Annotated in this window: 30 protein-coding genes; 15 read left to right on the top strand and 15 right to left on the bottom strand. The window is 63.3% G+C overall.

From position 1 onward, the window contains the following. Nucleotides 1-104 precede the first annotated feature (104 nt). Entirely contained in the window at nt 105-548 is a 444-nt protein-coding gene (locus tag A9K71_RS10570) for a MarR family transcriptional regulator (RefSeq protein WP_066994371.1), read from the top strand. 141 nt (nt 549-689) lie between these two features. Here A9K71_RS10570 and A9K71_RS10565 read toward each other — a convergent pair whose 3' ends face one another. Next, nucleotides 690-1,343 carry a glutathione S-transferase family protein gene (locus A9K71_RS10565; protein WP_066994368.1) on the bottom strand — a complete coding sequence of 218 codons (654 nt, stop codon included), beginning with the start codon at nt 1,341-1,343 and terminating at the stop codon, nt 690-692. Between the two features lie 388 nt (nt 1,344-1,731). On the opposite strand from A9K71_RS10565, the gene A9K71_RS10560 reads away from it, so the two are divergent. The 5 genes from A9K71_RS10560 to A9K71_RS10540 all read left to right on the top strand — a co-directional run bounded on the left by A9K71_RS10560 (nt 1,732) and on the right by A9K71_RS10540 (nt 5,353). Continuing rightward, nucleotides 1,732-2,376 (top strand): 50S ribosomal protein L25/general stress protein Ctc, encoded by a 645-nt coding sequence (locus tag A9K71_RS10560; RefSeq protein WP_066994365.1) that lies wholly within the window; start codon nt 1,732-1,734, stop codon nt 2,374-2,376. Nucleotides 2,377-2,400: 24 nt separating this feature from the next. Further along, nucleotides 2,401-3,123, top strand: a complete 723-nt coding sequence (gene pth, locus A9K71_RS10555) for an aminoacyl-tRNA hydrolase (RefSeq protein ID WP_066994363.1) — start codon at nt 2,401-2,403, stop codon at nt 3,121-3,123. Nucleotides 3,124-3,217: 94 nt separating this feature from the next. Continuing rightward, on the top strand, nt 3,218-4,321 hold the full coding sequence (gene ychF / locus A9K71_RS10550) for a redox-regulated ATPase YchF (protein WP_066994360.1): 1,104 nt from the start codon (nt 3,218-3,220) through the stop codon (nt 4,319-4,321). Between the two features lie 103 nt (nt 4,322-4,424). Further along, a complete protein-coding gene (locus A9K71_RS10545; RefSeq protein WP_066994904.1) occupies nt 4,425-4,886 on the top strand; it encodes a MaoC family dehydratase in 462 nt (153 codons plus the stop codon). Then, nucleotides 4,883-5,353, top strand: a complete 471-nt coding sequence (locus A9K71_RS10540; protein ID WP_066994357.1) for a MaoC family dehydratase — start codon at nt 4,883-4,885, stop codon at nt 5,351-5,353. The genes A9K71_RS10545 and A9K71_RS10540 overlap by 4 nt, the downstream gene beginning before the upstream one ends. 74 nt (nt 5,354-5,427) lie before the next feature. Here the strand turns inward: A9K71_RS10540 and A9K71_RS10535 are convergent, their stop codons facing one another. The 5 genes from A9K71_RS10535 to petA form a co-directional block, all read right to left on the bottom strand. Next, nucleotides 5,428-5,973, bottom strand: a complete 546-nt coding sequence (locus A9K71_RS10535) for an adenine phosphoribosyltransferase (RefSeq protein WP_066994354.1) — start codon at nt 5,971-5,973, stop codon at nt 5,428-5,430. A 205-nt stretch (nt 5,974-6,178) separates the two neighbouring features. Continuing rightward, nucleotides 6,179-6,874: a phosphatase PAP2 family protein gene (locus A9K71_RS10530; protein WP_066994351.1), complete on the bottom strand. Its 696-nt coding sequence runs from the start codon at nt 6,872-6,874 to the stop codon at nt 6,179-6,181. Nucleotides 6,875-7,014: 140 nt separating this feature from the next. Next, the gene (locus tag A9K71_RS10525; protein WP_066994348.1) at nt 7,015-7,872 is read right to left on the bottom strand and encodes a cytochrome c1; all 858 of its coding nucleotides are present in this window, start codon (nt 7,870-7,872) and stop codon (nt 7,015-7,017) included. A 19-nt stretch (nt 7,873-7,891) separates the two neighbouring features. After that, nucleotides 7,892-9,196 (bottom strand): cytochrome b N-terminal domain-containing protein, encoded by a 1,305-nt coding sequence (locus A9K71_RS10520; RefSeq protein ID WP_066994345.1) that lies wholly within the window; start codon nt 9,194-9,196, stop codon nt 7,892-7,894. A gap of 17 nt (nt 9,197-9,213) precedes the next feature. Further along, nucleotides 9,214-9,774 carry a ubiquinol-cytochrome c reductase iron-sulfur subunit gene (gene petA, locus A9K71_RS10515; RefSeq protein ID WP_066994342.1) on the bottom strand — a complete coding sequence of 187 codons (561 nt, stop codon included), beginning with the start codon at nt 9,772-9,774 and terminating at the stop codon, nt 9,214-9,216. 313 nt (nt 9,775-10,087) lie between these two features. Between petA and A9K71_RS10510 the strand changes: the two genes are divergently transcribed. Next, nucleotides 10,088-10,432, top strand: coding sequence for a cupin domain-containing protein (locus tag A9K71_RS10510; protein ID WP_066994340.1), 345 nt, complete (start codon nt 10,088-10,090; stop codon nt 10,430-10,432). A 91-nt stretch (nt 10,433-10,523) separates the two neighbouring features. Beyond that, complete coding sequence (locus A9K71_RS10505) at nt 10,524-11,378, top strand: alpha/beta hydrolase (RefSeq protein ID WP_066994337.1); 855 nt, start codon at nt 10,524-10,526, stop codon at nt 11,376-11,378. Here A9K71_RS10505 and A9K71_RS10500 read toward each other — a convergent pair. The 5 genes from A9K71_RS10500 to A9K71_RS10480 all read right to left on the bottom strand — a co-directional run bounded on the left by A9K71_RS10500 (nt 11,375) and on the right by A9K71_RS10480 (nt 17,900). Beyond that, complete coding sequence (locus tag A9K71_RS10500) at nt 11,375-11,686, bottom strand: DUF6665 family protein (RefSeq protein WP_066994334.1); 312 nt, start codon at nt 11,684-11,686, stop codon at nt 11,375-11,377. The genes A9K71_RS10505 and A9K71_RS10500 overlap by 4 nt on opposite strands. A gap of 10 nt (nt 11,687-11,696) precedes the next feature. After that, the gene (locus A9K71_RS10495) at nt 11,697-13,580 is read right to left on the bottom strand and encodes an ABC transporter ATP-binding protein (RefSeq protein ID WP_066994331.1); all 1,884 of its coding nucleotides are present in this window, start codon (nt 13,578-13,580) and stop codon (nt 11,697-11,699) included. Then, nucleotides 13,577-15,469, bottom strand: coding sequence for an ABC transporter ATP-binding protein (locus A9K71_RS10490; protein WP_082980443.1), 1,893 nt, complete (start codon nt 15,467-15,469; stop codon nt 13,577-13,579). Before A9K71_RS10490 ends, A9K71_RS10495 begins: the two co-directional genes overlap by 4 nt. A 129-nt stretch (nt 15,470-15,598) precedes the next feature. Further along, nucleotides 15,599-17,479, bottom strand: coding sequence for an ABC transporter ATP-binding protein (locus A9K71_RS10485; protein ID WP_066994328.1), 1,881 nt, complete (start codon nt 17,477-17,479; stop codon nt 15,599-15,601). A gap of 25 nt (nt 17,480-17,504) precedes the next feature. Continuing rightward, nucleotides 17,505-17,900, bottom strand: a complete 396-nt coding sequence (locus tag A9K71_RS10480; RefSeq protein ID WP_082980461.1) for a hypothetical protein — start codon at nt 17,898-17,900, stop codon at nt 17,505-17,507. Between the two features lie 506 nt (nt 17,901-18,406). Between A9K71_RS10480 and A9K71_RS10475 the strand changes: the two genes are divergently transcribed. Both A9K71_RS10475 and soxR read left to right on the top strand, forming a co-directional pair. Continuing rightward, entirely contained in the window at nt 18,407-18,865 is a 459-nt protein-coding gene (locus A9K71_RS10475; protein WP_066994322.1) for a tRNA (cytidine(34)-2'-O)-methyltransferase, read from the top strand. 148 nt (nt 18,866-19,013) lie between these two features. Next, nucleotides 19,014-19,457: a redox-sensitive transcriptional activator SoxR gene (soxR, locus tag A9K71_RS10470; RefSeq protein ID WP_066994319.1), complete on the top strand. Its 444-nt coding sequence runs from the start codon at nt 19,014-19,016 to the stop codon at nt 19,455-19,457. Between the two features lie 7 nt (nt 19,458-19,464). On the opposite strand, the gene A9K71_RS10465 is transcribed toward soxR, so the two are convergent. Continuing rightward, on the bottom strand, nt 19,465-19,722 hold the full coding sequence (locus A9K71_RS10465) for a hypothetical protein (protein ID WP_066994316.1): 258 nt from the start codon (nt 19,720-19,722) through the stop codon (nt 19,465-19,467). A gap of 118 nt (nt 19,723-19,840) precedes the next feature. On the opposite strand from A9K71_RS10465, the gene hemF reads away from it, so the two are divergent. From hemF to A9K71_RS32470, 5 genes are all read left to right on the top strand, one after another. Further along, complete coding sequence (hemF, locus tag A9K71_RS10460) at nt 19,841-20,755, top strand: oxygen-dependent coproporphyrinogen oxidase (RefSeq protein ID WP_066994898.1); 915 nt, start codon at nt 19,841-19,843, stop codon at nt 20,753-20,755. 242 nt (nt 20,756-20,997) lie between these two features. Next, entirely contained in the window at nt 20,998-21,258 is a 261-nt protein-coding gene (locus tag A9K71_RS10455; RefSeq protein WP_066994313.1) for a DUF1344 domain-containing protein, read from the top strand. A 315-nt stretch (nt 21,259-21,573) separates the two neighbouring features. After that, nucleotides 21,574-21,759: a DUF1059 domain-containing protein gene (locus tag A9K71_RS10450; RefSeq protein ID WP_066994310.1), complete on the top strand. Its 186-nt coding sequence runs from the start codon at nt 21,574-21,576 to the stop codon at nt 21,757-21,759. Nucleotides 21,760-22,026: 267 nt separating this feature from the next. Further along, a complete protein-coding gene (locus A9K71_RS10445) occupies nt 22,027-22,605 on the top strand; it encodes a hypothetical protein (protein WP_066994307.1) in 579 nt (192 codons plus the stop codon). 88 nt (nt 22,606-22,693) lie between these two features. After that, the gene (locus tag A9K71_RS32470; RefSeq protein ID WP_082980442.1) at nt 22,694-23,674 is read left to right on the top strand and encodes a S8/S53 family peptidase; all 981 of its coding nucleotides are present in this window, start codon (nt 22,694-22,696) and stop codon (nt 23,672-23,674) included. Between the two features lie 24 nt (nt 23,675-23,698). Here the strand turns inward: A9K71_RS32470 and A9K71_RS10435 are convergent, their stop codons facing one another. From A9K71_RS10435 to A9K71_RS10425, 3 genes are read right to left on the bottom strand one after another with little or no spacing between them, the layout of a single operon-like run. Then, on the bottom strand, nt 23,699-24,967 hold the full coding sequence (locus tag A9K71_RS10435; RefSeq protein WP_066994305.1) for a CCA tRNA nucleotidyltransferase: 1,269 nt from the start codon (nt 24,965-24,967) through the stop codon (nt 23,699-23,701). Then, entirely contained in the window at nt 24,964-25,596 is a 633-nt protein-coding gene (locus A9K71_RS10430) for a CoA pyrophosphatase (RefSeq protein WP_066994302.1), read from the bottom strand. The genes A9K71_RS10435 and A9K71_RS10430 overlap by 4 nt, the downstream gene beginning before the upstream one ends. After that, nucleotides 25,596-26,225, bottom strand: coding sequence for a DUF1285 domain-containing protein (locus tag A9K71_RS10425; RefSeq protein WP_066994892.1), 630 nt, complete (start codon nt 26,223-26,225; stop codon nt 25,596-25,598). The genes A9K71_RS10430 and A9K71_RS10425 overlap by 1 nt, the downstream gene beginning before the upstream one ends. Nucleotides 26,226-26,278 lie beyond the last annotated feature (53 nt).

The raw sequence follows: 26,278 nt of genomic DNA, 5'->3' as shown, positions 1-26,278 counted from the left end.
ATATGTTTAGCGCAACGATGACTTCTTGTCCACGATAATATGTATCGCGATATGATTTTTTGTGCTAAAGAGCCTCACGACGTCGACAAAAGGATCATGGCGCGATGCCTCTGCCCCTGGACAATCAGCTCTGTTTCGCGCTCTACGCCACGAGCATGGCGATCAACCGTACCTACAAGCCCATGCTCGACGAGATGGGGATCACGTATCCCCAGTATCTCGTGCTCAATGCGCTTGGAGAGGCCGATGGCATGTCGGTCGGCACCATAGCGCGCCGGCTGGCGCTGGAATCGAGCACCGTCACGCCGCTGGTCAAGCGCATGGAGCAGGCGGGTCTGGTGACCCGCCAGCGCAGCCATGACGATGAGCGGCAGGTGCAGGTCGATCTCACCGCGGCAGGCCGGGCGCTGCTCACGCAATGCAGCTGTCTGGGCGAAACGCTGGTCGAGCGTTCAGGCATGACCTCGGCCGAGATCGATGCTCTCACGCGAAAAGTCCGGGCGTTGCGCGATGCGTTGAGCGGCGACCAATCGGCCGATGCTGCCTGACCTCCAGACGGGGTAGATGAACTAAGGTCCGCTTAGTGCAGCAGCGGCCCGCGTCCCCATCGCTGGGGCGGGCCATTTTCGGCGCGGGTTGGCAGGCATCCTCGACGACGATTTTTGAAGAAAGACGTTCAAAATCCTGGCTTAGCCCGGCGCCGCCTCGCTGCTGACCGGCGGCAGTTGCGGCGCATCCAGCCCCTGGAACGGGTCGCGCCAGGCATCGATATGCTCGATCCGCCGATACCAGCGGCTGAGCGACGGATAGTCGTCGAGCGGCAACCGGGCGGCATCATTGAACGCGAGAAAGGTCGCCATACGAAAGTCGGCATAGCAAACCGAATTGCCGACCAGCCATTGGCGCCCGCAAAGCTCGGCTTCAAGGATGGCGGCCGTCATGTGGAACTGCCTCAGCCCCTCCTCGACCAATGCCTTGTCGATCGGCCCCAGTCCCCAGCGCTGTTTCGTGCCGCGCTCGAAATGCACCATGTCGCAGGCCCTGACGAAATTCTCCTTGCCCCAGCTCAGCCAGCGGATCATCTGCGGCTCGTCGTCGCCGGTGCGCCAGAAATCCGCATGCATGTCGCGCGAGAGCCGGCATGCGATCGCATCGGCTTCCCACAGGCTCCATCCCGGGCCGACCAGGATAGGCAAGGTCAAATTGGGGTTAAGCGCGCGGTAGCGCTCGGCCTGCCCTGGTGCCATGGGCGAGGCGAATTCGAAGGCGACATCGGCCTTCAGATAGCGCGCCGCCGCGACCGCGAGGCGAGGATTGGGATTGCGGCTAAACAGTAGTTTCATGTCGATCTCCGGTCCTTCGATTGCCTGCCAAGGACGTTTGAAACCGGCCCGATGCTACGTGACGCATGTGGGCGGGACCCGGCGCAACTCGCCAGATCCGACGGAGCAACGCGTCGGCTATGCCTCCCCGACCGGATATCATCGCGCAGCGTGGCCGAGCCTTCCCGTTCAACGGCTTGCGCCCCTGCCCGCCTTCCGCTATAGAGCCGCCACCCGCGTAGACACCCTTGGAGGCAACGCGGAGGAAGGCCGGCCAGGCCTGCATGATCCCCGAAGCGTTTGGACAGCCAAAAGCGTTGGATCGACCATGCGAGGCCGCGACGGCTTTCGACGTTTACGGATGGGCTTGCCCGCCGCGAACGCTCCATAACACGCGAAAGGAAATGCCATGAGCCACGAGGCTTACGAGCTCAAGGCCGAAGCGCGCGAACAGGTCGGTAAGGGGTCCGCCCGTGCAGTTCGCCGCAACGGCAAAGTGCCTGCAGTTATTTACGGCGACAAGCAGCCCCCCCTGGCGATCGCCCTCAACTACAAGGACATCTTCTACAAGATCCACGGCGGCGGGTTTCTGACCACGATCGCTACGATCGATGTCGACGGCAAGAAGATCCAGGTCCTGCCCAAGGATTTTCAGCTCGACCCCGTCAAGGACTTCCCGGTCCATGTCGACTTCCTGCGCATCGGCAAGGACACCGAGGTCAATGTCGACGTGCCCGTCCACTTCATCAATGAGGACAAGTCGCCCGGCATCAAGCGCGGCGGCGTGCTCAACATCGTTCGTCACGAAGTCGAGTTCCACTGCCCTGCCAACGCGATCCCGGAATTCATCACCGTCGATCTCGCCGGCACCGAAATCGGCGACTCGATCCACATTTCGGCGGTTGCCCTGCCGGCCGGCGTCAAGCCGGTGATCTCCGATCGCGACTTCACCATCGCGACCATCGCCGGCTCCGCGGCAATGAAGCCGGAGACGGAGGAGACTGCCGAAGCGGCGGCGCCGGAAGCTGAGGCCGCTGAGGCCGAAGAGAAGTAATTCTCTCGGCGCCAGGAGACGACGATGCTTGTCTTTGCAGGCCTCGGCAATCCGGGCGCGAAATATCAGAACAACCGGCACAATGTCGGCTTCATGGCGGCGGACGCGATAGCCCGCCGCCATTCCTTTTCGCCCTGGTCGAAGAAGTTCCAGGGCCTGATCGCCGAGGGCGCCCTGGGCGGCGAGAAGATCCTTTTGATCAAGCCGCAGACCTTCATGAATTTGTCCGGCCAGTCGGTCGGCGAGGCGTTGCGCTTCTATAAACTCGATGCCGCCGCCCTCACCGTCTTCTACGACGAGATCGATCTTGCCGCCGGCAAGCTCAGGGTCAAGGTCGGCGGCGGTTCCGGCGGCCACAACGGCATCCGCTCGCTCGACCAGCATGTCGGCAACGCCTATCGCCGGGTGCGTATCGGCGTCGGCCATCCCGGCGTCAAAGAGATGGTGCACGGGCATGTGCTCGGCGATTTCGCCAAAGCCGACCGTGAATGGCTCGACGTGTTGCTTGACGCGATCGCCGACGACGCCGGATTGCTGGCCAAGGGCGACGACAACTCCTTCATGAACCGCATTACCCTGGCGCTGCGCGAAAAGCTCGTGCCGACCGGCGATGACGATCGGCCTCCGCCCAAGGCGCCAAAACAGCAGAGCCATATCCGCCAGGCCCGCCCACAGCAGCCGCCGGCGAAGGTTCCCGAGAGCGGGCCGATGGCCGCGATGCTGAAGAAGCTGTTCGGAAAAGACTGAGCGTCGAAACGATCATGCCAAGGGCTTGACGATCGTCCGCGCTTTCGCCCATAGCCCTCACCAAATCTCGAATTCCCGATAGGACTGGACGAACATGGGTTTCAAATGTGGCATCGTTGGCTTGCCCAACGTCGGCAAGTCGACGCTGTTCAACGCGTTGACCAGGACGGCTGCCGCGCAGGCCGCCAACTATCCTTTCTGCACCATCGAGCCGAACACCGGCGAGGTGGCGGTTCCGGACCCGCGGCTGCAGAAGATCGCCGTGATCGGCAAGTCGAAGGAGATCATCCCGACCCGCATCTCCTTCGTCGACATTGCCGGGCTGGTGCGCGGCGCCTCTAAGGGCGAAGGTCTAGGCAATCAGTTCCTCGCCAACATCCGCGAGGTCGACGCCATCGTGCATGTGCTGCGCTGCTTCGAGGATGACGACATCACCCATGTCGAGGGCCGCATCGATCCGGTCGCCGACGCCGAGACCGTCGAGACCGAGCTGATGCTCGCCGATCTCGAAAGCCTGGAGCGCCGCATCATGCAGGTCCGCAAGCGCGCCGCCGGCAAGGACAAGGAAGCAATGACCGTTCTGCCGATGATGGAGGCGGCGCTCGAACTGCTGCAGGCAGGTCGCCCGACCCGCGTCCTGCTCAATGGCATCGCGGCGGAGGATCTGCGCATCCTGCAGGGCCTGAACCTGCTCACATCGCATCCCGTGCTCTATGTCTGCAACGTCGCTGAGGCGGACGCTGCCACGGGAAACGAGCATACAAAGGCGGTGGAGAAGATGGCCGCCGCGCAGGGCGCCGGCACGGTGGTGATCTCGGCGGCGATCGAGGCGGAAGTTGCCCAGCTTTCCGACGAGGAGGAAATGGAGTTCCTCGCCTCGATCGGCCTTGACGAGCCGGGCCTCAACAAGGTGATCCGCGCCGGCTACGAGCTCTTGCATCTGATCACCTATTTCACCGTCGGGCCGAAGGAGACGCGCGCCTGGACCATCCACAAGGGCGATAAGGCACCGCAAGCTGCCGGCGTCATTCACACCGACTTCGAACGTGGTTTCATCCGCGCCCAGACGATCTCCTACAACGACTTCGTCACGCTCGGCGGCGAAGTGGCGGCCAAGGAAGCCGGCAAGGCGCGCGACGAAGGCAAGGAGTATGTCGTCCAGGACGGCGACATCATGCTGTTCAAGTTCAACACCTGAGTGCCTGGCTGGCTCACCAGAAAGGACTTGACCAAATTGGCTCGGGCCTCCATCCGGGATGCCCGACCTTCGGGATCACGCGTTCGTCAACCGGATTGCCGACATGACCGGAAAGACCTGGGCCTATGAGGATTTCGTCGAGGGCGCCTCGCTCGACCTCGGCAGCAAGAATGTGAGCGCCGCCGAGATCATCGAGTTTGCCAGCGAATTCGATGCCCAGCCGATGCATCTCGACGAGGCGGCCGGCAAGGCCAGCATCCTGGGCGGCCTTTCGGCTTCGGGCTGGCACACTTGCGCGATGTTCATGCGCATGCTGTGCGATGCCTTCCTGCTCGATTCGACCTCGCAAGGCTCACCCGGCATCGAGCATGTCAAATGGAAGAAGCCGGTTCTGGCCGGTGACCGTCTCACCGGCAAGGTCACCGTGCTTTCCAAGCGCCAGTCCAAGTCGCGGCCGCAGATCGGCCTGGTCAGCATGCGCAGCGAGCTGTTCAACCAGCGCGGCGAATGCGTCTTCGAGCTTGAGAACACCGGCATGTTTCTGACCCGCGGGGCCGTCGCGTGACCCTGGACGAGTATTTCCTCATCGGCCAAACCGTCACCCTCGGCGCGCACAAATTCGAGGCCGACGAGATCAAGGCGTTCGCCAGGAAATACGATCCGCAAATCTTCCATGTCGACGAGGAGGCGGCGAAGAAGAGCATGCTTGGCGGTCTCTGCGCCTCCGGCTGGCACACCGCCGCCACCTGGATGAAATACAACCTCGAAAAGCGCATGGAGACCGAGGGCGTGCGTTGGACCGGTCCCGGCCCGCAGCCCGAATTCGGCCCCTCGCCCGGGTTTCGCAACCTCAAATGGCTGAAGCCGGTCTATGCCGGCGAAACCGTAACCTTCACCCGCACAGCGCTTGCCCATCGACCCCTTGCCGGCCGCCCCGGTTGGAGCCTGCTCACGCTGCGTTCCGAAGGTTTCGACTCCAGCGGCGATAAGGTCATCGAGTTCGACAGCGCGGTGCTGGTGAAGGTGGAGTAGCGAATGGTGAATAGTGAATGGTGACTAGTGAACCATTCCCTATTCACCATTCACTATTCACCATTCAACACTGATTAATGCCCCTCGAAGCCGATCAGCGTCCTTACCGGCACGCCGAGCGCTTCCAGTTTCTGGCGCCCGCCGAGATCCGGCAGGTCGATGACGAAGCAGGCGGCGACGATGTCGGCGCCGATCTGCCTGAGCAGCTTGACGGCCGCCTCCGCCGTGCCGCCGGTGGCGATCAGATCGTCGACCAGGATCACCTTCTCGCCTTGCGAGACGCCGTCCTTGTGCATCTCCATCTCGTCCAGACCGTATTCGAGGCTGTAGGCGACGCGCACGGTCTCGTAAGGCAGCTTGCCCTTCTTGCGGATCGGGACGAAACCCGCCGAAAGCTGATGCGCCACTGCACCGCCCAGGATGAAGCCGCGCGCCTCGATGCCGGCGATCTTGTCGATCTTCAGCCCGGCGTAAGGATGCACAAGCTCGTCGATGGCGCGGCGAAAGGCGCGAGCGTCGCCGAGCAGCGTGGTGATATCCCGAAACAGGATGCCGGGTTTGGGGTAATCCGGAATGGTGCGGATAGCCGCAAGCAGCGTGTCTTCGAGCGAGGGTTTCATGAGACGAGCTCCGCGTGTCCGGCTGTCGGGTATAACGGCGTCGACGCGCCCGGCGCAACGCAACCAACAACGGCTACCGCGATGGAGCCCGGGAGACAAGCGCATCCGGCAAAGGATCGGCATCGCCTGCCTTGCTCCCGTGCCGGCGCCGCAAGCGAAAAGGGCGCCCGCTGGCGCCCTTGCAGAAACGTCGGCGACGGACGGCTCACATGCCGAGGTCGGACCGCAGCTCGGATCGCGCCACCTCGAACTCGGTCTTGAAATCGGGCCGGCTGAGCAGGACCGCGGCGATCGCGCTGCCGGAAATCTTGCCCATCTCGACATCCGACGGATAATGGATGCCGCCGACCACGCGGTTATGGGCATATTCGGCCGCGCGGGCCATGATCTCGGCCCGCTTCTCCGGCACCATGTCGGACAGGATGATGCCCATCATGGTGCCGACCGTCGCATGGCCCGACGGCCAGGAACCGGAATTCGACAGCTTCACCGCGGGTTTGACCAGATCACTGAGCTGATGCGGACGCGGCCGCTTCCAGACGTCCTTGGCCGGATCGACGACCGCGCCTTCGGTCGCCACCACGCGGTCGAAGAAGGCGCTGAACTTCGGCAGCGCCTCCTTGCTGAATTTCGGTCCCATGACATCGGCGAAGCGCCAGACATCCTCTCCGGCATCGGCGATAGCGCGCTTTTCCATTTCGGGCGTGCGCGTCACTTGCAGGGTCAGCACCTCGCCGAGTTCTGCCTTGGTCTCGGCCGAATCATTGGCCGGCGGCGGCGGCAGGATCATCGTCAGGTCGATGTCCTTGTTGGTGACGAAGGGCTGGGCGTCCTCGGCGCGGACTGCCGAGGAGGCGACAAGAAGCAGCACCACGGCTGCAAGCGGCGCAAGTCTTTTCATGAGCACGATCCTTTGAGGTGAGCCAACGCAGGATCGCGATGCGCAATGACAGCCATGTGACATGGCCGGATCAAAGCGGTCCCGAAATATGAAAAGGGCGCCTTTGCGGCGCCCCTCGAAAGTGTCGGACCGATCGCGGCTCAGTGCGCCACTTCGGCCCACACCTTGCGCTTGGTCAGGTAGACCAGCGCGCCGAACAGCAGCAGGAACACCAGCACGCGGAAGCCGGTCTTCTTGCGCTCTTCGAGATGCGGCTCGGCGGCCCACATCAGGAACGCCGACACGTCGCGCGAATATTGGTCGACCGTCTGCGGCGAACCGTCGTCATAGGTCACCTGGCCGTCGGAAAGCGGCTTCGGCATCTTCAGCGACACGCCGGACAGGAAGTATGGATTGTAGTGCGTGCCTTCGGGGATGACCATGCCGGCCGGCGGCGTCTGGTCGTAGCCGGTGAGCAGCGAGTGGATGTAGTCCGGGCCGCCCTGAGCATACTGGGTGAAAATGTCGAAGATGAAACGCGGAAAGCCGCGCTCGACGCCGCGCGCCTTGGCGAGCAGCGACATGTCGGGCGGAGCGGCGCCGCCATTGGCGGACGCGGCGGCCTGTTCGTTCGGGAACGGCGACGGGAAGTGATCCGACGGCTTGCCCGGGCGGTCGAACATGTCGCCGGCATCGTTCGGGCCGTCATGGATGGTGTACTCGGCGGCAAGCGTCTTGACCTGCGCTTCCGAGTAGCCGAGGCCTTCCAGCGTGCGGAACGCCACCAGGTTCATCGAGTGGCAGGCCGAGCAGACTTCCTTGTAGACCTTCAGGCCGCGCTGCAGCTGGGCCTTGTCGTAGGTGCCGAACGGCCCGGCGAAGCTCCAGCTCATTTCCTTCGGTTCATTGATCGGGAAATGCGTCGGGGCCGCCGCGTTGTGTTCCTCTTCGGCGGCGATGGCAGCGGTGCCCGCGACCACCAGGCCAAGCAGCGCCAGCGCGGTGAGAATCTTCTTCATGCCAAATCCCCTCAGATTCTCAGCCCTTGGTTTCCGGCGCGCTGACCGCGCCTGCCGGATGCCCGCCGGCTCCCTTGTTCTTCTTTTCCAGCACCGCCTCGGTGATCGAGTTCGGCAGCCGCCGCGGCGTCTCGATCAGGCCGAGCACCGGCATCACGACCAGGAAGAAGGCGAAGTAGAACAGCGTCGCCATCTGCGCCATGAACACGTATGAGCCTTCCGCCGGCTGCGAGCCCAGCCACCCGAGCAGGATGGCGTCGGCCACGAACAGCCAGAAGAACAGTTTGTACCAGGGCCGGTAGACCGCCGAGCGCACCTTGGAGGTGTCGAGCCACGGCACCAGGAACAGCATGGCGATGGCGCCGAACATGCACAGCACGCCGCCGAGCTTGGAGTTGATCGGCCCGATGTTGAAGGTGATGGCGCGCAGGATCGCGTAGAACGGCAGGAAGTACCATTCCGGAACGATGTGGGCCGGCGTCTTCAGCGGATTGGCGACCGTGTAGTTGTCCGGATGGCCGAGGTAGTTCGGCAGGTAGAAGACGAAATAGGCGAAGAAGAACAGGAACACGATCATGCCGAACGCGTCCTTGATGGTCGCATAGGGCGTGAAGGCGACGGTGTCGGTCTTCGACTTGACCTCAATGCCGGTCGGGTTCGACTGGCCGACGACATGCAGCGCCCAGACGTGCAGCACGACGACGCCGGCGATCATGAACGGCAACAGGTAATGCAGGGCGAAGAAGCGGTTCAGCGTCGGATTGTCGACGGCGAAGCCGCCGAGCAGCAGTTCCTGGATCCAGTTGCCGACCAGCGGGATGGCGCTGAAGAAGCCGGTGATGACGGTGGCGCCCCAGAAGCTCATCTGTCCCCATGGCAGCACATAGCCCATGAAGCCGGTCGCCATCATCAGGAGGTAGATGATGCAGCCGAGGATCCAGAGCAGCTCGCGCGGCGCCTTGTAGGAGCCGTAGAACAGCCCGCGGAAGATGTGGATGTAGACGGCCACGAAGAAGAACGAGGCGCCGTTGGAATGGAGATAGCGCAACAGCCATCCCGAATTCACGTCGCGCATGATCTTCTCGACCGAATCGAAGGCGAGTGTGGTGTCGGACGTGTAGTGCATGGCCAGCACGATGCCGGTGAGGATCTGCGATACCAGCATGATCGACAGGATGCCGCCGAACGTCCACATGTAGTTGAGGTTGCGCGGCACCGGATAGGCAATGAAGCTGTCATAGACAAGCCGGGGAAGCGGCATACGGGCGTCGAACCAGCGTCCGAGACCCGTCTTCGGTGTGTAGGTGGAGTGTCCCTCGCTCATCGAAATATCCCCCTGCCTCAACCGATAAGGATCTTGGTATCGGAAATGAATTTAAACACCGGGATCGCCATGTTCTCCGGCGCCGGGCCTTTGCGGATGCGGCCGGCGGTATCGTACACCGAGCCGTGGCACGGGCAGAACCAGCCGCCGAAATCGCCTTCCTGGCCGAGCGGGATGCAGCCGAGATGGGTGCAGACCTGCACCATGACCATCCAGGCTTCCTTGCCGGGCGTGGTGCGGTTGGCGTCGGTCGCCGGCGCATCGGCCGGCAAGTTGGCATTGCGGGCGATCGGATCCTTGAGATCGTTGAGGCTAACCGCCGCGCCGTCCTTCATTTCCTTGTCGGTGCGGTTGCGCACCACGACCGGCTTACCGCGCCACTTGACGACCAGCGAGCTGCCGGGCTGCAGCGAGGAGACATCGACCTCGACAGAAGCCAGCGCCAGCGTCGAGGCATCCGGCTGCATCTGGTCGATGAACGGCCAGGCGACGGCCCCAGCGCCGACCACGCCGGCCATGCCGGTGGCGATGTAGAGAAAATCGCGACGGTTGGGATCGTGGATGTCGGTTGCGCTCACGGGTGCCTGATCCTTTCGCCTCTTTCCGTGCCGGCGGCCGAGCCTTGTCCCCGCTCAATCGCGCCGGCCCGACAGCGCATGGCGAACAGGCTAGCGAATTCCTCCGGCATTTGGAGGTTCGGTTTATGCGTGAAGCCCGTTTTTGTCCAGACGCGTGGAGGCACAAGGGCACATTGTCGCGGGCACATGCCGCGGCCCGCGCAACGGCTTGATGATCGGGCCGCCGAACAGCGCTAAATAGCACTAACTTCAGCGGTAAATCGGAACTCCGCTTGCCTCGACAGCGGCCGCCGGCCCGGTCTATTGTCGAGCCATGGCGCATGTCATCGACCGCGACAAATGGGCGAGCACGCCCGACCGTTGGCAAGGTGAGCTGCAATGCGGCGCATTTGGCTCCAACTCCTGCCTGATCTTCAATTATCAGCCCGAGATCGGCGGCGGCCCGCGTCTGCATAAGCATCCTTACGCGGAGATCTTCGTCATCCGTTCCGGCACCGGCCTGTTCACGGTCGGCGATCGGCAGATAACGGCCACCGCAGGCCAAATTCTGATCGTGCCGGCCGACACGCCGCACAAATTCACCAATCTCGGCCCCGGTCCGCTCGAGACCACCGACATCCACGAGAACGGCAGCTTCATCACCGAATGGCTGGAGTGATGCGGCTTATTCGAGAGACAGGCCCTGTCCGCGGACCGATTCCCGCCTAGTTCTGTCGGTCGGAGCGATCGGACAGGTGAAGGCCGGGCGGATGGAAACTTCCAGCATCGAGGTTGAAGGACTGACCATTGCGATCCGTGAAGCCGGACCACGGGATGCGCCCGGCCTCGTGCTGCTCCACGGCTGGCCTCAAAGTTCCCATGCCTTCGAGAACGTGATCGGTCGGCTGGCCACCGATCAGCGCGTGATCGCGCCGGACCTGCCGGGTATAGGCGGCTCGCAAGGTACGCGCAAAACCGGCGAGAAAGCCTACCTGGCCAGGGTGATAGCGGCCTTGATTGACGCCTGCGGCCTGCGACAGGTCATAGTGGCCGGCCATGATGTCGGCGGCCAGATCGTCTTCGCGCTTTTGCGCAACCATCCGGAAATCCTCTCCGCCGCTGCGATCATGGATGTTGTCGTTCCGGGCGTGGCGCCGTGGGACAAGGTCATCCGCAATCCAAACCTCTGGCATTTCGCCTTCCACGCGGTTCCTGCTCTCCCGGAACTGCTGGTTGGGGGTCACGAGCGCGCCTATTTCGACTTCTTCTTCGACACCCTTTCGAAGGAGAAATCCGCCATCCCGGCCGAAGCAAGAGACATCTACGCCAATGCCTATTCGCGGCCGGAAAGCCTCAAGGCGGGCTTCGACTGGTACCGCGCCTTTTCCGAGGACGCCAAGGCCAATGCCGTTCCGCCGGCAAGCCCGATCGATACGCCGGTGCTCTGCCTCAGGGGCGCTGCCGAGACCGGCGAGATCACCGATTACCTCAATGGCTTGAAGGCCGCCGGCCTCTCCAATGTCGAGGGCGACATCATCCCCGATAGCGGGCACTTCGTCGCCGATGAGAATCCCGGAGCGCTCGCCTTGCGCCTGGCGCGCTTTCGGAAGGAAGTCAGCGCTTAGCTGGCGCCGAGCCTGGCCAGCACCGCCCGCGGGATGTCGTATTCGCGGATCACGGCGTCGTGCTTGCGCAGCCCGCAGAGTTCGCGCTGGATGAAATAGGCGTGGACGGCTTCTGCCGCTTCTTTCAGCAGCCGGTTGCGATCCCCGCCTTCCCCATTTTCGCGCAGCTTCGCCAAGGCCTCGTCGACGCGCTGGCCGGCGCGACCGAGGGCGGCCGCCTTTTCAGCGAGTATTTCATGGCCGAGCAGATCGAGAGTGCTTTCCTGCGCGCCTGACCGTCCGAAATTGCTGGGCATTCTGACCGACATGGCTGCGTTTCTACTCCGCCGGGCGCGTCTCTTCCAGCGCGCTTTCCTCATTGAAGAGGAAGCCGCCGGACTGCCGTTTCCAGAGCCGCGCATAAAGGCCGTCCAGCGCCACCAGCTCATCATGCGTGCCTTCTTCGACGATGCGGCCGCCGTCGAGCACGACCAGCCGGTCGAGCGCTGCGATGGTGGAAAGCCGGTGGGCGATGGCGATGACGGTCTTGTTCTCCATCAGCCTTGCCAGGTTTTCCTGGATCGCCGCCTCGATGTCGGAATCGAGTGCCGAGGTCGCCTCGTCAAGGATGAGGATCGGCGCATCCTTGAGGAAGAGGCGGGCGATCGCCACGCGCTGACGCTGGCCGCCGGAGAGCTTGACGCCGCGCTCGCCGACATAAGCTTCGTAGCCAAGGCGCTCGCGATTGTCGCGCAGCCCCATGATGAAGTCATGCGCCTCGGCTTTGCGCGCCGCGGCGATCACCTCAGCGTCGGTAGCGTCCGGCATGCCGAGCTTGATGTTGTCGCGCAGCGAGCGGTGGAACAGCGCCGTGTCCTGGCTGACCACGCCGATATTGGCGCGCAGCGAATTCTGCGTCACGCCGGCGATATCCTGGCCGTCGATCAGGATCCTGCCGCCCTCGAGATCGTAAAGGCGCAGGATGAGATTGGCCAGCGTCGTCTTGCCGGCGCCGGACGGACCGACCAGCCCGACCTTCTCGCCTGGACGCACGACGAGGTCGATGCCTTCGAGGACCCCTGCCCCTTTCCCGTAGTGGAAGGTGACGTTCTTGAGGTCGATGCGGCCACCCGCAACCACCAGCTCCTTGGCATCCGGGGCGTCGGTCAGGCCGAGCGACTGCGAGATCAGCGCCTTGGAATTTTCCAGCACGCCGAGATTCCTGAGGATACTGTTGAGCTGCATCATCAGCCGTCCCAGCAGCATGTTGAGCCTCAGCACAAGCGAGAGCGTGAAGGCGACGGCGCCGACGGTGATCGAGCCTTCCACCCACAGATAGACTGCAAAGGCGGCGATCGCCGTGATCATGATGCCGGAAAGCGTCGTCAGCGCCACGCGCACGCCGGTCAGCCGCCGCGTGAAGGGCCGCAGCGCATCGAGATAGATGTCGAAGCCGTTGCGGATGTAGCGGTCGTCGCCGTCGGCCGCGAACAGCTTCAGCGTCTGCACATTCGAATAGGAATCGACGAAGCGGCCGGTGATCATCGAGCCGGCCTCGGCGGTCGCCTCGGCATGCTTGCGGATTGCCGGCAAATGGAGCCTGGCCAGCCAGCCGAAGGCGACGATCCAGATCACCACCAGCGCCGCCAGCCTGAGGTCGAGGCCGGCGACCAGCGCCAGCGTCGTCACCGTGTAGACGATCATGAACCAGACGACCTCGATGAAGCTTTCCATGAGGTCGCCAGTGGCCTGCCCCGCCTGCCAGACCTTCGTGGCGATACGCCCGGCGAAGTCGTTTTGGAAGAAAGCGTAGGACTGGCGCGAGACATGCCGATGCGCCTGCCAGCGCACCAGGCTGTAGAAGCCCGGCGTGATCGTCTGCTCGTCGACCAGCGCCGAAAGGCCGACCACCAGCGTGCGGATGATCAGCACCACCGCGCCCATGAACAGCAGCTCTGGCCCGGCGGCCCCCCACAGCGCGTGCCAGCTGCGTTCGCCGGGAAGCTGGTCGAGGATATCGACCAGCCGTCCGACGAAATAGAACAGCCCGGCCTCGACCAGCGGCGCGATGCCGCCGATGATCAGCATGGCGAAGAAGGCGAGCTTCGCTTGCCCGACATAGTGCCAGAGGAAGCCGCCGACGCTGGCAGGTGGACGAAGGTTCGTCGGCTCGCGGAACGGGTAGACCCAGCTTTCGAACCAGCGATAGACGGCCTTCATCATTCCGCGGCTTCACCTTTCGTCGGCAGATCGTCGGCCGCCTGCTTTTCCTCGAGCAGGAAGCCGCCCGACTGGCGCCGCCAGAGCTGGGCATAGAGCCCGCCCTTGGCGATCAACGCTTCATGCGAGCCGTCCTCGACGATGCGGCCCTTGTCCATGACGACGAGCCGATCCATTGCCGCGATGGTCGACAGGCGGTGGGCGATGGCGATGACCGTCTTGCCCTGCATGAGCTTGTAGAGGTTCTCCTGGATGGCGGCCTCCACCTCGGAATCGAGCGCAGACGTAGCTTCGTCGAGAATGAGGATCGGCGCGTCCTTCAGCATAACGCGGGCAATGGCGATGCGTTGCCGCTGGCCGCCGGACAGCTTCACGCCGCGCTCGCCGACGAGCGCCTCATAGCCGCTTTGCCCATGCGGATCGGTCAGCCCCGCGATCACATCGTCGATCTGCGCGGCCTTGGCGGCGCTGAACATCGCCTCATCGCTGGCGGACTGTCGTCCATATTTGAGGTTCTCGCGAACCGATCGATGCAAGAGCGACGTATCCTGATTGACGAAGCCGATCGCCGCGCGAACGCTTTCCTGCGAGACGTTGCGGATGTCTTGTCCGTCGATCAGCACCTTGCCGTCCTGCACGTCGAACAGCCGCAGCACGAGATTGACCAATGTCGACTTGCCGGCCCCGGAACGGCCGATCAGGCCGACCCGCTCGCCCGGCGCGATCTTCAGCGACAGATTGTCGATGACGCCGCCTTTGCCGTCCTTGCGCCAATAGTTGAAGTTCACCTGCTCGAACTCGATGCCGCCGGCTTTGACCACGAGGGCCGGCGCGTCCGGCTGGTCCTGCATTGTGATGGGGCGCGCGATCGTCGTCATCGAATTGCTGGCGACGCCGATCTGCCGGAAGACGTTGGCGCCGACATCGAGGATCCTGCCGGAAATGTTGGCGATCTGCAGCGCGAACGGTATCGCCGTCGCCACGGCCGCCGTGGTCATGGCGCCGGCGTTCCAGCCGGCCAGCGCCAGCCAGCTTATGGCGATAAGCAGCGCAGCGTTGAGGACGAACAGGGCCGACCACATCAGTGTGAAAACGCGCATCAGCTGGTAAAACGTGTCGGCGTGCTCGACGACGGCTTGCGAGACATATTTGTCTTCGTGCTCGCCGGTCGAGAATGTCTTGAGCGTCAGGATGTTCGTGTAGCTGTCGACCATGCGGCCGCTCACCTGCGACCACCGCTCCGACAGTTGGGACGAGCGCTGGGTGATCCTCGGCATCGCAAACCAGAAGATCATGCAATAGAACACCAGCCAGGCCGCCACCACAGCCAGAAGAAGCGGGTCGAGCCGCGCCAGCACAACGATGGCGACCGCGACGAAGACCAGCGCGTACCAGACGGCATCGACGGTGAGATTGACGCTCATCTCCACCGAGTCGCCGCTTTGCATGACCTTCGTTCCGATGCGGCCGGCGAAGTCGTTCTGGAAGAATGACCAGTCCTGACGCACGACATGCCAATGGCTTTGCCAGCGGATGAGGTCGATGAGGTTCGGCGCGATGGCGTGGTTGCGGATGAGCGCGTCGATAACCATCGACAGCGGACGCAGCAGCACGACGATCGCCATCATGACGAGCAGCGGCCCATGCGCGGCGAAGAAATCGCCCGGCCTGGTGTTGGAGAGCAGGCCCACGATCAGGCCGACGAAAATCGGTAGCATCGCGTCCACTATTGCCGCGACGGCAACGATGATCATGCGCAGCCAATAGGCGGCGCGAAACTGCCTTATGAAATACCAGTAGAACCGCCAAAGTCCCATTGGCGGCTGCCTGTCTTCGGCCAGCGCCACCGGCGAATAATGGCTTTCGAACCAGGTGAAGATGCGGTCGAACATTTTTCTCTCGTAGATGCCGGAACCCCGCCGGCACCCAATTTGGTCCCCGGCAGGCCTCTGACAGGTCGTGGTTACGCCCGGGATCGATTCCCCGCAATTGCCGTAACCTTGATGCCAGTCGCGATCGCGTTACTCCGCCGCCATCTCGGAGTGAGACCCTTTGGCATCGGACTCAGCCTGCGCATCATCGAGGAGGAACCCACCCGACTGGCGCTGCCAGAGCTGGGCATAAAGGCCGCCCTTGGTGACAAGCTCTTCGTGCGAGCCTTCCTCGATGATGCGCCCCTTGTCCATGACGACGAGCCTGTCCATCGCAGCGATGGTCGACAGCCGATGCGCGATGGCGATCACGGTCTTGCCTTGCATCAGTTTGTAGAGGTTCTCCTGGATCGCCGCCTCGGCTTCCGAATCGAGCGCCGACGTCGCCTCGTCGAGGATGAGGATCGGTGCGTCCTTCAGCATGACGCGGGCAATGGCGATGCGCTGCCGCTGACCGCCGGACAATTTGACGCCGCGGTCGCCGACATGTGCATCGAATCCCTTGCGACCGTTATGGTCCGAAAGCGCGCCGATGAAATCGAGCGCCTCCGCCCGCCGGGCCGCCTCGATCAGCATCTCGTCGGTGGCGTCAGGGCGCCCGTAGAGGATATTCTCCCGCACCGACCGATGCAGCAGCGAGGTGTCCTGCGTCACCATGCCGATCTGTGCGCGCAACGAATCCTGCGTTACCCCGGCGATCTCCTGGCCATCGATGAGGATCCTGCCGCTTTCCAGGTCGTAAAAACGCAGCAAAAGGTTGACCAGCGTCGACTTGCCGGCGCCGGAGCGGCCGACGATGCCGACCTTCTCGCCGGGTTTCACAGTGAGCGACAGGTTCTCGATGACGCCCTTCTGCTTGCCGTAGTGGAAGCGGATCTCCTCGAAACGGATCTCGCCCTGGCTGACGGCGATGTCGCTGGCGCCCGGGCGGTCCTCGACCAGCCGCGGCAGCGAGATCGACTGGATGCCGTCTTGCACCGTGCCGATATTCTCGAACAGGCTCGACATCTCCCACATGATCCACTGCGACATGCCCCACATCCTGAGCACCAGGCCGATAACCACGGCGACTGCGCCGATCGTCACCGCCTCGCCCAGCCATAGCCACAGCGAGATCGCCGTCACGGAAAACAGAAGCAGCGAATTCAGGATGTAGAGCATCCCGTATAACTGCGTCACCAGCCGCATCGAGCGGTAGACCGTATCGAGGAAGCTCGCCATGCCCTCCCTGGCGAAAGTTGCCTCGCGGCGGGCATGCGAAAACAGCTTCACCGTCTGGATGTTGGTGTAGCTGTCGACGACGCGGCCGGTCATGGTCGAGCGCGCATTGGCCTGCTCCTCGCCGACCTTGCCGAGCTTCGGGATGAAAAAGCGCAAGAGCCCGATATAGCCGACCAGCCATACACCCAAGGGCACAGCCAGTCGCAAGTCTGCCGAGCCGACGATGAACAGCATGCTGAGGAAGTAGACGACGACATAGTTTAGGACATCGATCAGCTTGATGACGCATTCGCGCACGGCAAGAGCGGTCTGCATCAGCTTGGTGGCGATACGGCCGGCAAACTCGTCCTGGTAGAAGGCCATCGACTGCTTGAGCAGGTAGCGATGCACCTGCCAGCGGATGCGCATGGGATAATTGCCCATCAGCGTCTGCTGGTTGAGCAGCGAATGCAGCCATACCGTGCCCGGCAGCGCGAACAGCACGATGAAGGCCATGCCGGCGAGTTTCCAGCGCTCCGTCTCAAGGAAGGTTTCGCGGTTCTGCGCCGACAGCCAGTCGACGATGCGGCCCATGAAACCGAACATCCACGCTTCGGCAAGGGCTATCGCTGCCACAAGCACGGCATCGACGAGGATATAGGGCCAGGCCCCGCGCGTGTAATGCACGCAGAAGGCGACCAGCGTCTTCGGCGGCTCGACCGGCTCCGCGGCGGGAAACGGATCGAGCCTCTTCTCAAACCAGCGGAACATTCGAGGCACTCGACGGTCTGTGCGCTCACGCGGCGCGGGGTTGATTGGTAAGGCCGTTCGGCCGCACGGCGCCGCGGGCCGGCGATACGGAATTGTCCGTATCGCCGGCCCTGCTTCGCGCAATATAGGGTGTCGCGGGCTTTTCGCCGACAGGCTTGCCAGAGGATCCTGACGACAAGCTGTCGCCAGCGCTGGTTTTGCCGGGCCGGACCATGCGGATGATCCGGCGCACCAGCGAGGGTCGGCCGGGATCGGGCACCGCGCGCGAGAAGTCGACGTCCGGCAGCATGCCGCGATGCGGACGCCGGCGCGTCTCGGCGTGCACCGCCGACGAGTAAGTCTCGCCGATCAGCAGCGCCCAGGTCGCCACCTTGCGCTCATGCAAGCTTCTTGAACCCGGTATCTTAAAGGGATCGAACATCGGTCCGTCCTCCATGTGCAAATGCGTTAAAAAGGGTGATGCGAGCTCGACCTCCGGCATTCGGCCGGAGGGACGCGGCGCAGTCAGGACATGACGGCAAGCGTCAGTCCCGACATGACGGCAAGCGTCAGTCCCGACATGACGGCAAGCGTCGGTGTCGACACGTTCAGGTGGGGCGCAGCGCCGCTTTGGCAGTTTGAGAAACATCGCAAGATTCCTTCGAAGGCCGAAAACTGGGTTCGGCGGGAATCGGTGCGATGAGGTCTTAAAGTGTCAGAAGAATCGTCGTACCGAAACCGCCGTTGGGCATACGTGGGCCCCAAAGAGGAGCTGCCCGGAGAAGGGCTGGAAGTGCATGGTCATCATGTGGTCCCTCTCCTTCGGTTCGGGTTGACGATGATGGGCGTATACTCGACTTCGCAGAAAATGGCCACCCGCCAGTCTAGAAATCGCCAAAAGCCGGAGCCGCCTGTGGCGGTTCTGCCACTTATTAGAAGGATGCGGAAATGAACGACCGTCTCCGCATCGGGCTCTACCAACCGGATATCGCCGGCAATACCGGGACGATCCTGCGCTTCGCCGCCTGCCTTGATCTTGGCGTCGACATCATCGAGCCGGCCGGTTTCCCGCTCTCCGATCGGGCGCTGAAACGCGCCGGCATGGACTATCTCGAAATGGCGGCGCTTACCCGCCATGCCGACTGGCACGCCTTCGAGGAATGGCGCCGAACGAACGCGCGCCGTCTTGTGCTGCTCACGACCAAGGCCGAGACCGCCTACACGCAGTTTGCTTTCGCCGCCGGCGACGTCCTTCTGTTCGGCCGCGAATCCGCTGGCGTGCCGGAAGAGGTTCATCAGGCGGCGGACGCGCGACTGACCATTCCGATGCGGCCGGGCGCCCGCAGCATCAATGTCGCGCTGTCCGTCGCGATGGTCGCGGGCGAAGCGCTCCGCCAGCTCGGATAGGCTGCTCAAGCCCTGCTCGTCGTCGCGAACGCCTCCCACTTGCGGCGTCAGTCTCACCCAGGCGCACATCGCCTTCTCCTCAATTTGCCTTGTCAGGCTTTCCTCGCTACAAGCTCAACCTAACTTGAGGTCAAGCGGAAAGTGCGAGATGGCTCCGGTGAAGGAATTGACGGTCGGTCAGGTGGCGATGCGCAGTGGCATCGCGGTCTCGGCGCTCCATTTTTACGAAGGGCGCGGGCTGATCCGCAGCCATCGCACCGCGGGCAACCAACGGCGCTACGGCCGCGACGTGCTGCGACGGGTGGCGATCATCCGCGTCGCCCAGGAGGTCGGCATCTCGCTCGCCGAAATCGCCGCCGCATTCCACTCCCTGCCCGAGGGCCGCACGCCCACGCGCGAGGATTGGAATCTGCTTTCAACGGCTTGGCGCGACGGCCTCGATCATAAGATCGCCCAATTGAAGAAGCTGCGCGACGGCCTGACCGACTGCATCGGCTGCGGTTGCATGTCGATCGATAAATGCCCGCTTCGGAACAAGGAGGACCGACTGGCCAGAGAGGGAACTGGAGCGAGACGGCTACTGGTGCCCTGAGGATTTTTCAATCCGCCGCCGGCAGCCGTCGCATGGTGAATTCGATGACGTCGCCCGGGCGCTCGAACCAGCTTTCGATCTCGGTCCAATAGGCCTGCTTGGGAAAGCGCTCGAACCATTCCTTGGCTTTGAGGCGCGCGGCCGGCCGCGGCAGCACGAAAGTCTCGCGCAAAAATCCGTCGCGCGGCTCTCTTTCGCGCTCGGCCCGTGAGCGCTCCAGCCTCTTCTTCAAGCCATCCAGCGGCGGTCTTGCCGGGGTGCGCACGAGCAAACTCCTTGCACCTTGGTCAGACAGGACTTGACCCTTGCCCTTAAGAGATTAGGGATCGCGCGCAGAAAAAACGAGTCATTTGTCGGGCAAGCAGCCTGGACTGGAGACGGAATTGGAACGACCCGACATTGCGGTGGGCCTGCCTGACGACATCGAGCAGAAGAAGATGAAGGCCCGCCTCTGGTTCGAAGCGCTGCGCGAGCGCATCTGCGCCGCCTTCGAGCAGATCGAGCAGGAACTCACTGGACCGCAATCGGCATGGTCGCCCGGGCATTTCGAGCAGACGCCGTGGGAGCGCGACGACGGCAAAGGTGGCGGCGGCACCATGTCGATGATGCGCGGCCGCGTCTTCGAGAAGGTCGGCGTGCATACCTCGACCGTCCACGGCGAATTCTCTCCCGAATTCCGCAAGCAGATCCCGGGCGCCGACGAGGATCCGCGCTTCTGGGCGAGCGGCGTTTCGCTGATCGCGCACCCCTGGAACCCCAACGTTCCGGCCGTGCATATGAACACACGCATGGTCGTGACCACCCGCCACTGGTTTGGCGGCGGCGCCGACCTGACGCCGGTGCTCGACCGCCGCCGTACCCAGGACGATCCCGACACGATCGCCTTCCACCGCGCCATGCAGTTCGCCTGCGAGAAGAACGCCGGGGTGGCCGACTATCCGAAATTCAAGGCGTGGTGCGACGAGTACTTCTTCCTGCCGCATCGCAACGAGGCGCGCGGGGTCGGCGGCATCTTTTTCGACTGGCTGCATTCCGATGAGGGCAAGGGCGGCTGGGACGCCGATTTCAATTTCGTCCAGGATGTCGGCCGCTCTTTCCTCGTCGTCTATTCCCATCTGGTGCGGGGCAATTTCAACCAGAACTGGACCGACGGCGACCGCGAGGAACAGCTCGTCCGGCGCGGCCGTTATGTCGAATTCAATTTGCTTCACGATCGCGGCACCATCTTCGGCCTGAGAACCGGCGGCAATGTCGCCTCGATCCTCTCCAGCCTGCCGCCCGAGGTAAAGTGGCCGTAAAAATCCGGTGAGCGGAAGGCCAGCCGCATTGCTGTCCCATTCGCCGAATTTTGACCGGCAATGTGGCAGGGGCGATTTCTTTTTCGTCTAATATCCTTTTGAAAAAATTGATTTATTTAACGTGCCGGGTCGGGAAGCGCCGGCGGCTCGTCACTGCTACGAGCCGCGACCCGACGCGTCCGGACGGCCCTGATCGAGCGGAGTGCCTTCCCAATGGTGCCCGCATCCCAGGAGAACATCCTATGCGCAAGCTTATTGTGACGGCGGCAACCGCCGCCTTTCTCGCCTCCGGTGGCGCCGCGTTCGCCGCGGTCAAGCACACCACGGGAACAGTGAAGAGCTTTGATGGAACGGCCATGAGCCTTGTTCTGGACAACGGATCGACCTTCACGCTGTCCAAGGCCTTCAAGGATCCGGGCATCAAGCCGGGCGAGAAGGTTCGCGTTTCCTGGGATATGAGCGGCAAGAACAAGATTGCCGAGGCTGTCAAGATCATGAAGTGACGGCCTGCACGGCCAGCAATTGCAGAAACGTTGAAGCGGTTTCCGCTGGAATTGCGTCAAAACAAAAAGACAGTGCGGTTCATCGTTTGACGGAAACCAGGTGGCAACGGGCGGAGCAGCAATGCTCCGCCTTTGATTTCGCGCGGAGACCGTGAAAAAACAATTCGCCACCGGCTCCAATGCAACCGAAGCCGGCGACATGTGTTATGGTTTTCCACCGGGGCAATTTCAGGAAAATGCGATGCGGCTTTCCATGCGGAATTGCATGACAACAAGGAGCGGAATCAGGGCTCCGGACCTAGGAAAGGAAAAACCATGAAGGAGTTCCAATGCGGGACACTCGTCCCGGGCTGCGATTGGCACACGCGCGCCGAGGAGGAAGCCGAGGTCATGCGCCGCGCCGTCGAGCACATGCGTGAAACCCATGGCGAAACCACCATCCGCGAGACCATGATCGAGGCGATCCGCTCGCGCATCCAAAAGGTCCGCGACGCGGCCTGAGGCATCGGGTCACCGTTTTCGGACGACCATTGGCAAAGCCGGCGAGTTGGATGCAGCATCCGGCGCATCTCGCTTCGTTTGCGTCTGATCGCTGGCAACGGCCTGGCTTCGCCGAATTCAAGCAAAAACTTATATTCGTACCGGCTTGGATAACCCCGCGGTAACGGTCTCCATGCGATCGTCGCGCATGATCCGGCGACCGCGGCTGCTCGAGGAGCCGTCCGCCACAAGGCGCGTCTGGATCCGGTGGGGCGAGGTGCTTCGCGCATGCGCGAAAGATCCAACAAACGAGACGGTTTCGGCGCAGCCGCACTGTTGCTGTGCCTAGTCGTTGGCGCCTCGCCGTCGATGGCCCAGGAAATGACCACGTCCCTCGTGAACATCCACCAGGGGTCATGGCTCAGCGACCGCGCCAGAGCTCTCGGCAATGGCGGCTATGAGCTGCAGGACGGGAGCTGGGTCTCGTTCAATCGTTGGTACCACAGCGATTGGGTCGACATGCACGTCGACTTCATCACGCAACTTACCGAAGACAGCGGCTTTCTGTGGGGAGTGGGAACCGGGGAACAAGCCGAGAAGTACCGCATCGCGCCGAGCCTCAAGCTCGGTTTTCTCACCCAGACCCATCCGAGCCTCAACAGCACTCTCTCCCTTTCCGTTACCTCGACCTTCGGCGGCAACCTGAGCGAAAAGCCCTGCGTGGCCGATTATGGGGATCTGGGCACCTACAGCGTCAACTGCCGGCTTGCGGCCGGGGAGACGGCGCCTGAGGACACGCTGAAATATCTGGTTAACGCTACCCCCGAAAGGCTGCGCCTGTGGCTCAACTACCGTGTTACTTTCTGATCGCCGGGATGCCGCGCATGAGAAATCTTCCTGCTCCCGAACTTCGCGAGCGTCCGTCCTCGTTCCTGCTTTGACCGGGAGTAAGACCATGTCTGGTAATTTCTGGAAGCTCGGCATTGCCGCGGCACTGACCATTCTGCCGGCATCCATCGCGTCGGCGCAGGAAGCTCTCGACGCGGACCAGGCGGCCGCGCTGTGCCACGGCGGCGGGTCCATATGCGTAAGCGCAAAGATACCGGTTGCGCGCACGACACAAGCGGTGCAGAGCTGGATGAGCCCCGATGTCGGCGCCGCGTGGGCGGCTGGCTACAAGGGCAAGGGCGTCACCATCACCATCATCGACGACTTCAGCAGCTCATCGCGCTTCTCCGGCAATTTCGGCCTCGGCACGCAATATCAGCGGCACGGAGAGTGGACGCGCGAGGAAGCAAGCATGATCGCTCCTGCGGCGACCATCCGCTCCAAGGACTTCTCGACGGGTTCGGCCGTCCCGCTGGCAAGTGGCCGCAACGTCCTCAACCTCAGCTACGGCATGTACGCGAACGCGGGTTACAGCGTGAACCAGATCCGCTGGGCCCCGGAGGAGCAATCGATCATCTCCTACGCCAGCAAGGGATCGGCCATCGTCTCGAAAGCGGCTGGCAACGATTCGGTTGCGGTCGGCGGCGTCACTAGCGGACAGCAGGATTATCTCGATCTCGCTCTGATCGGCAAACCGACGGCGATCTTTGTTGGCGCGCTGTCCACAAACGGCACGGCGTCAAACAAGGCTCAGCTTGCCTGGTATTCCAATTACGCCGGCTCCGACCCGACCGTGCAGAGCCATTTCCTGGTGGTCGGCGTCGAAGGCGACAAGACCGGCCTTTACGGCACGTCGTTCGCCGCGCCTATCGTCTCCGGATATGCCGCAATCATCGGCAGCAAATTCACCAAGGCGACCCCGGTTCAGATCACCAACGACCTGCTCAACACGGCTCGCACCGACACGCTGGTCAACTACAACCCCTCAGTCTACGGCAAGGGCGAGGCAAGCCTTTCGCGCGCCCTGGCCCCGGTCGCGATACGCTGAGCGGCGCCACGATGTAGGACTCATCTAAGCCTCGAGTGCCTGCGCGGCGCGTTTGAGCAGCGCGCCGCGATCCATGGCGAATGCTGAATCCACCCATTCCCTTTCGAGATTCTTCAGCGTGGCGCCAAGCTTCGGGCCGGGCGCGGCGCCGAGTTCGGTCAGGTCGGCCCCCTTTATCGGAAAGCTCGGCTTTTGCCATTTCAAGGCGAAGCCGAGCAGGCGCGAGAAACTGCCGGCTTCCATCATCGCCCGATCGTCCTCGATGGCCCGTGTCCGCGCGGCGGCGAGCGCGAGTCGCAGGCGATCGACGAAGCCTTCGCGGTCGCCGAAATAGAGCTTCTTCGACAATTCCGTCTCGGTCGTCTTGGGTTCAGGCGGAACCGTCAGTGCCCAGTGTCGCAGGCGCTCCCCCTCGGCGGTTGAAAATCTGAGCCTTTCGGCAAGCGTCTTCATGCGCGCGGCATCCGGCGGAACGACGGCCTCCAGCCTGAGCAGCGGATCGGCATCCCAGCCGAGATCCTTTTCGGTCCTGACCAGCCCGTGGATGGCGTCGATGCCCCATTTCTCGCTCTCCGGCAGCACGGCGGTGAGGACGCCGGCCTGGCGCATCCACAGCAGGGCGCGCGAGGGGTCGGGCGCCGAAAGCAGCTTCTTCAGTTCGGACCACACGCGTTCGGCCGAAAGCCTGCCGAGCCCGTCCTTCAGCCTGGCGCAGGCCTTCAAGCCCTCGGCGTCCGGCCGGCCGTCGCCATACCAGGCGAAGAAGCGGAAGAAGCGCAGGATACGAAGATAATCCTCGCGGATGCGCGCTTCCGGATCGCCGATGAAGCGCAGCCGCCGCGCCTCGATATCGGCGACGCCGCCGACAAGGTCGACGATGGCGCCGTCGGCTTCGGCATAAAGCGCATTGATGGTGAAGTCGCGCCGCGCGGCGTCGGCTTTCCAGTCGCGCCCGAAGATGACTTTCGCCCGCCGACCGTCGGTCTCGATGTCGGCCCTGAGCGTCGTGACCTCATAGGCCTTGCCGCCGGCGATTGCCGTGACGGTGCCGTGCTCGATCCCTGTCGGCACGGTCTTGAAGCCGGCGGCCTGGGCGCGGTGGATCGTGTCCTCGGGCACCGTCGTGGTGGCAATGTCAATGTCGGCGACCGGCTGGCCGATCAGCGCATTGCGCACCGCTCCACCGGCCACCCGCGCCTCCTCGCCGCCCTCCTTCAGCGCGGCAAGCAGCTTCTGCAGATGCTTTTCGCCCAGCCAATCGGCCCTGCCCGAGAGAGACACCTCAGCGCTCACGCATAGAGCCTTTCATAGAGTGTGCGGATGATACCGGCGGTGACGCCCCAGATCCGCTGGCCGCCATAGGGCATCTCGTAGAAGAACCATTCGAGGTCGTTCCACATGCGGCTGTCGCGCGCGTGGTTGACAGGGTCCATCAGGAAGCGCAGCGGCACCTCGAAGGCGGCGTCGACCTCGTCGGCGTTGAGCATTAGCGAAAAGCCGGGCCGCACCACCGAAAGCACCGGCACGATGCGGTAGCCGCTGCCGGAGACATAGTCGGGCATGCGGCCGACAATTTCGATGTGATCGCGGTCGAGGCCGATCTCCTCGAATGTCTCCCGCAGCGCTGTGGCCTCAGGACTGGGATCGGTCGGATCGATGGTGCCGCCGGGAAAGGCGACCTGGCCGGAATGGCTGCGCAGCTTCTCGGCCCGCTTGGTGAGCAGCACCGTGGCGCCGTCGGCGTGATCGACGACCGGGATCAGCACCGCGGCGTCGCGCAGCGGTTTTATATGCTTCAGCCTGGGATGCCCTGGATTGAAGCGGTGGTCGCCGAACTCGTCGCCGGATTGCACCTCGGCCTGCGCCGCTGCGCGGGCGCGAAAATCCGCGATCGAGAACGGCACCGGAGCCACCTGGTCCATCACGCGCTTAGCCGCTCGAGCTTTTCGGCCGGCATGATCGGATAGACTTCGCCGCCGGAGCGGACGGCGAACATTGCCCTGCCGCCGACGTCGATCACCTCTCCATGCTCGACCAATTCGTACATCACCGGCCGCGCCACCAAGGCTTCCAGCCGCCCGCGCACCAGCACATAAGGCTTGAGCCCGCCGGTGGCGTCCTCGTCGACGAAGCGCAGCGGATGGCCGGGCCCGGCGGTGACCACGTCCCCGACATTGGTGCGGAACGTGATGAGCTGGCCGTTGCCGGTCCCGGACACGTTCATCTCGACGGCGATGAAGGGCGCGTCGGCGACGCGGATGCCGACGCGCTCCACCGGCGTCACCAGATAGGTCTTGCCGTCGGCGTCCTTGCGCAACACGCTGGAAAAGAGCTGCACCAGCGGCATGCGCCCGATCGGCGTGCCGAGGTAGAACCAGGTGCCATCGGCCCTGATCTCCATATCGAGGTCGCCGCAGAAGTCCGGATTCCAGCGCTCCACCGGAGCCGGCCCCTTGCCGGCGCGCGCCGCGCGCGAGATCAGCGCCTCCAGCCCGCGCGCCTCGGTGGCGCTGGTCAGGCCCTTTTCACCGGATTCTGTGCGATGCGTCATGGTCACGAAATAGTCACTGTTGTCCGGATTGTCAGCCTTGTCAGCCCAAGCCT

Source organism: Mesorhizobium sp. WSM3873 (genome assembly GCF_001672445.1).
GTDB lineage: Bacteria > Pseudomonadota > Alphaproteobacteria > Rhizobiales > Rhizobiaceae > Mesorhizobium.
This window is presented reverse-complemented; position numbering and strand designations above follow the sequence as displayed.

Excerpts from the sequence above, each read along its gene's own strand:
- A9K71_RS10495 (WP_066994331.1), bottom strand. The coding sequence starts at position 13,580 with ATGATGAAGGCCGTCTATCGCTGGTTCGAAAGCTGGGTCTACCCGTTC.
- soxR (WP_066994319.1), top strand. The coding sequence starts at position 19,014 with ATGGCTCCGGTGAAGGAATTGACGGTCGGTCAGGTGGCGATGCGCAGT.
- A9K71_RS32470 (WP_082980442.1), top strand. The coding sequence starts at position 22,694 with ATGTCTGGTAATTTCTGGAAGCTCGGCATTGCCGCGGCACTGACCATT.
- A9K71_RS10430 (WP_066994302.1), bottom strand. The coding sequence starts at position 25,596 with ATGGACCAGGTGGCTCCGGTGCCGTTCTCGATCGCGGATTTTCGCGCC.
- A9K71_RS10500 (WP_066994334.1), bottom strand. The coding sequence starts at position 11,686 with ATGTCGGTCAGAATGCCCAGCAATTTCGGACGGTCAGGCGCGCAGGAA.
- A9K71_RS10570 (WP_066994371.1), top strand. The coding sequence starts at position 105 with ATGCCTCTGCCCCTGGACAATCAGCTCTGTTTCGCGCTCTACGCCACG.
- A9K71_RS10565 (WP_066994368.1), bottom strand. The coding sequence starts at position 1,343 with ATGAAACTACTGTTTAGCCGCAATCCCAATCCTCGCCTCGCGGTCGCG.
- A9K71_RS10455 (WP_066994313.1), top strand. The coding sequence starts at position 20,998 with ATGCGCAAGCTTATTGTGACGGCGGCAACCGCCGCCTTTCTCGCCTCC.
- A9K71_RS10450 (WP_066994310.1), top strand. The coding sequence starts at position 21,574 with ATGAAGGAGTTCCAATGCGGGACACTCGTCCCGGGCTGCGATTGGCAC.
- A9K71_RS10530 (WP_066994351.1), bottom strand. The coding sequence starts at position 6,874 with ATGAAAAGACTTGCGCCGCTTGCAGCCGTGGTGCTGCTTCTTGTCGCC.
- ychF (WP_066994360.1), top strand. The coding sequence starts at position 3,218 with ATGGGTTTCAAATGTGGCATCGTTGGCTTGCCCAACGTCGGCAAGTCG.
- A9K71_RS10510 (WP_066994340.1), top strand. The coding sequence starts at position 10,088 with ATGGCGCATGTCATCGACCGCGACAAATGGGCGAGCACGCCCGACCGT.
- A9K71_RS10560 (WP_066994365.1), top strand. The coding sequence starts at position 1,732 with ATGAGCCACGAGGCTTACGAGCTCAAGGCCGAAGCGCGCGAACAGGTC.
- A9K71_RS10525 (WP_066994348.1), bottom strand. The coding sequence starts at position 7,872 with ATGAAGAAGATTCTCACCGCGCTGGCGCTGCTTGGCCTGGTGGTCGCG.
- A9K71_RS10425 (WP_066994892.1), bottom strand. The coding sequence starts at position 26,225 with ATGACGCATCGCACAGAATCCGGTGAAAAGGGCCTGACCAGCGCCACC.
- A9K71_RS10505 (WP_066994337.1), top strand. The coding sequence starts at position 10,524 with ATGGAAACTTCCAGCATCGAGGTTGAAGGACTGACCATTGCGATCCGT.
- A9K71_RS10475 (WP_066994322.1), top strand. The coding sequence starts at position 18,407 with ATGAACGACCGTCTCCGCATCGGGCTCTACCAACCGGATATCGCCGGC.
- A9K71_RS10445 (WP_066994307.1), top strand. The coding sequence starts at position 22,027 with ATGCGCGAAAGATCCAACAAACGAGACGGTTTCGGCGCAGCCGCACTG.
- A9K71_RS10480 (WP_082980461.1), bottom strand. The coding sequence starts at position 17,900 with ATGTTCGATCCCTTTAAGATACCGGGTTCAAGAAGCTTGCATGAGCGC.
- A9K71_RS10485 (WP_066994328.1), bottom strand. The coding sequence starts at position 17,479 with ATGTTCCGCTGGTTTGAGAAGAGGCTCGATCCGTTTCCCGCCGCGGAG.
- A9K71_RS10545 (WP_066994904.1), top strand. The coding sequence starts at position 4,425 with ATGACCGGAAAGACCTGGGCCTATGAGGATTTCGTCGAGGGCGCCTCG.
- pth (WP_066994363.1), top strand. The coding sequence starts at position 2,401 with ATGCTTGTCTTTGCAGGCCTCGGCAATCCGGGCGCGAAATATCAGAAC.
- A9K71_RS10490 (WP_082980443.1), bottom strand. The coding sequence starts at position 15,469 with ATGTTCGACCGCATCTTCACCTGGTTCGAAAGCCATTATTCGCCGGTG.
- A9K71_RS10535 (WP_066994354.1), bottom strand. The coding sequence starts at position 5,973 with ATGAAACCCTCGCTCGAAGACACGCTGCTTGCGGCTATCCGCACCATT.
- A9K71_RS10520 (WP_066994345.1), bottom strand. The coding sequence starts at position 9,196 with ATGAGCGAGGGACACTCCACCTACACACCGAAGACGGGTCTCGGACGC.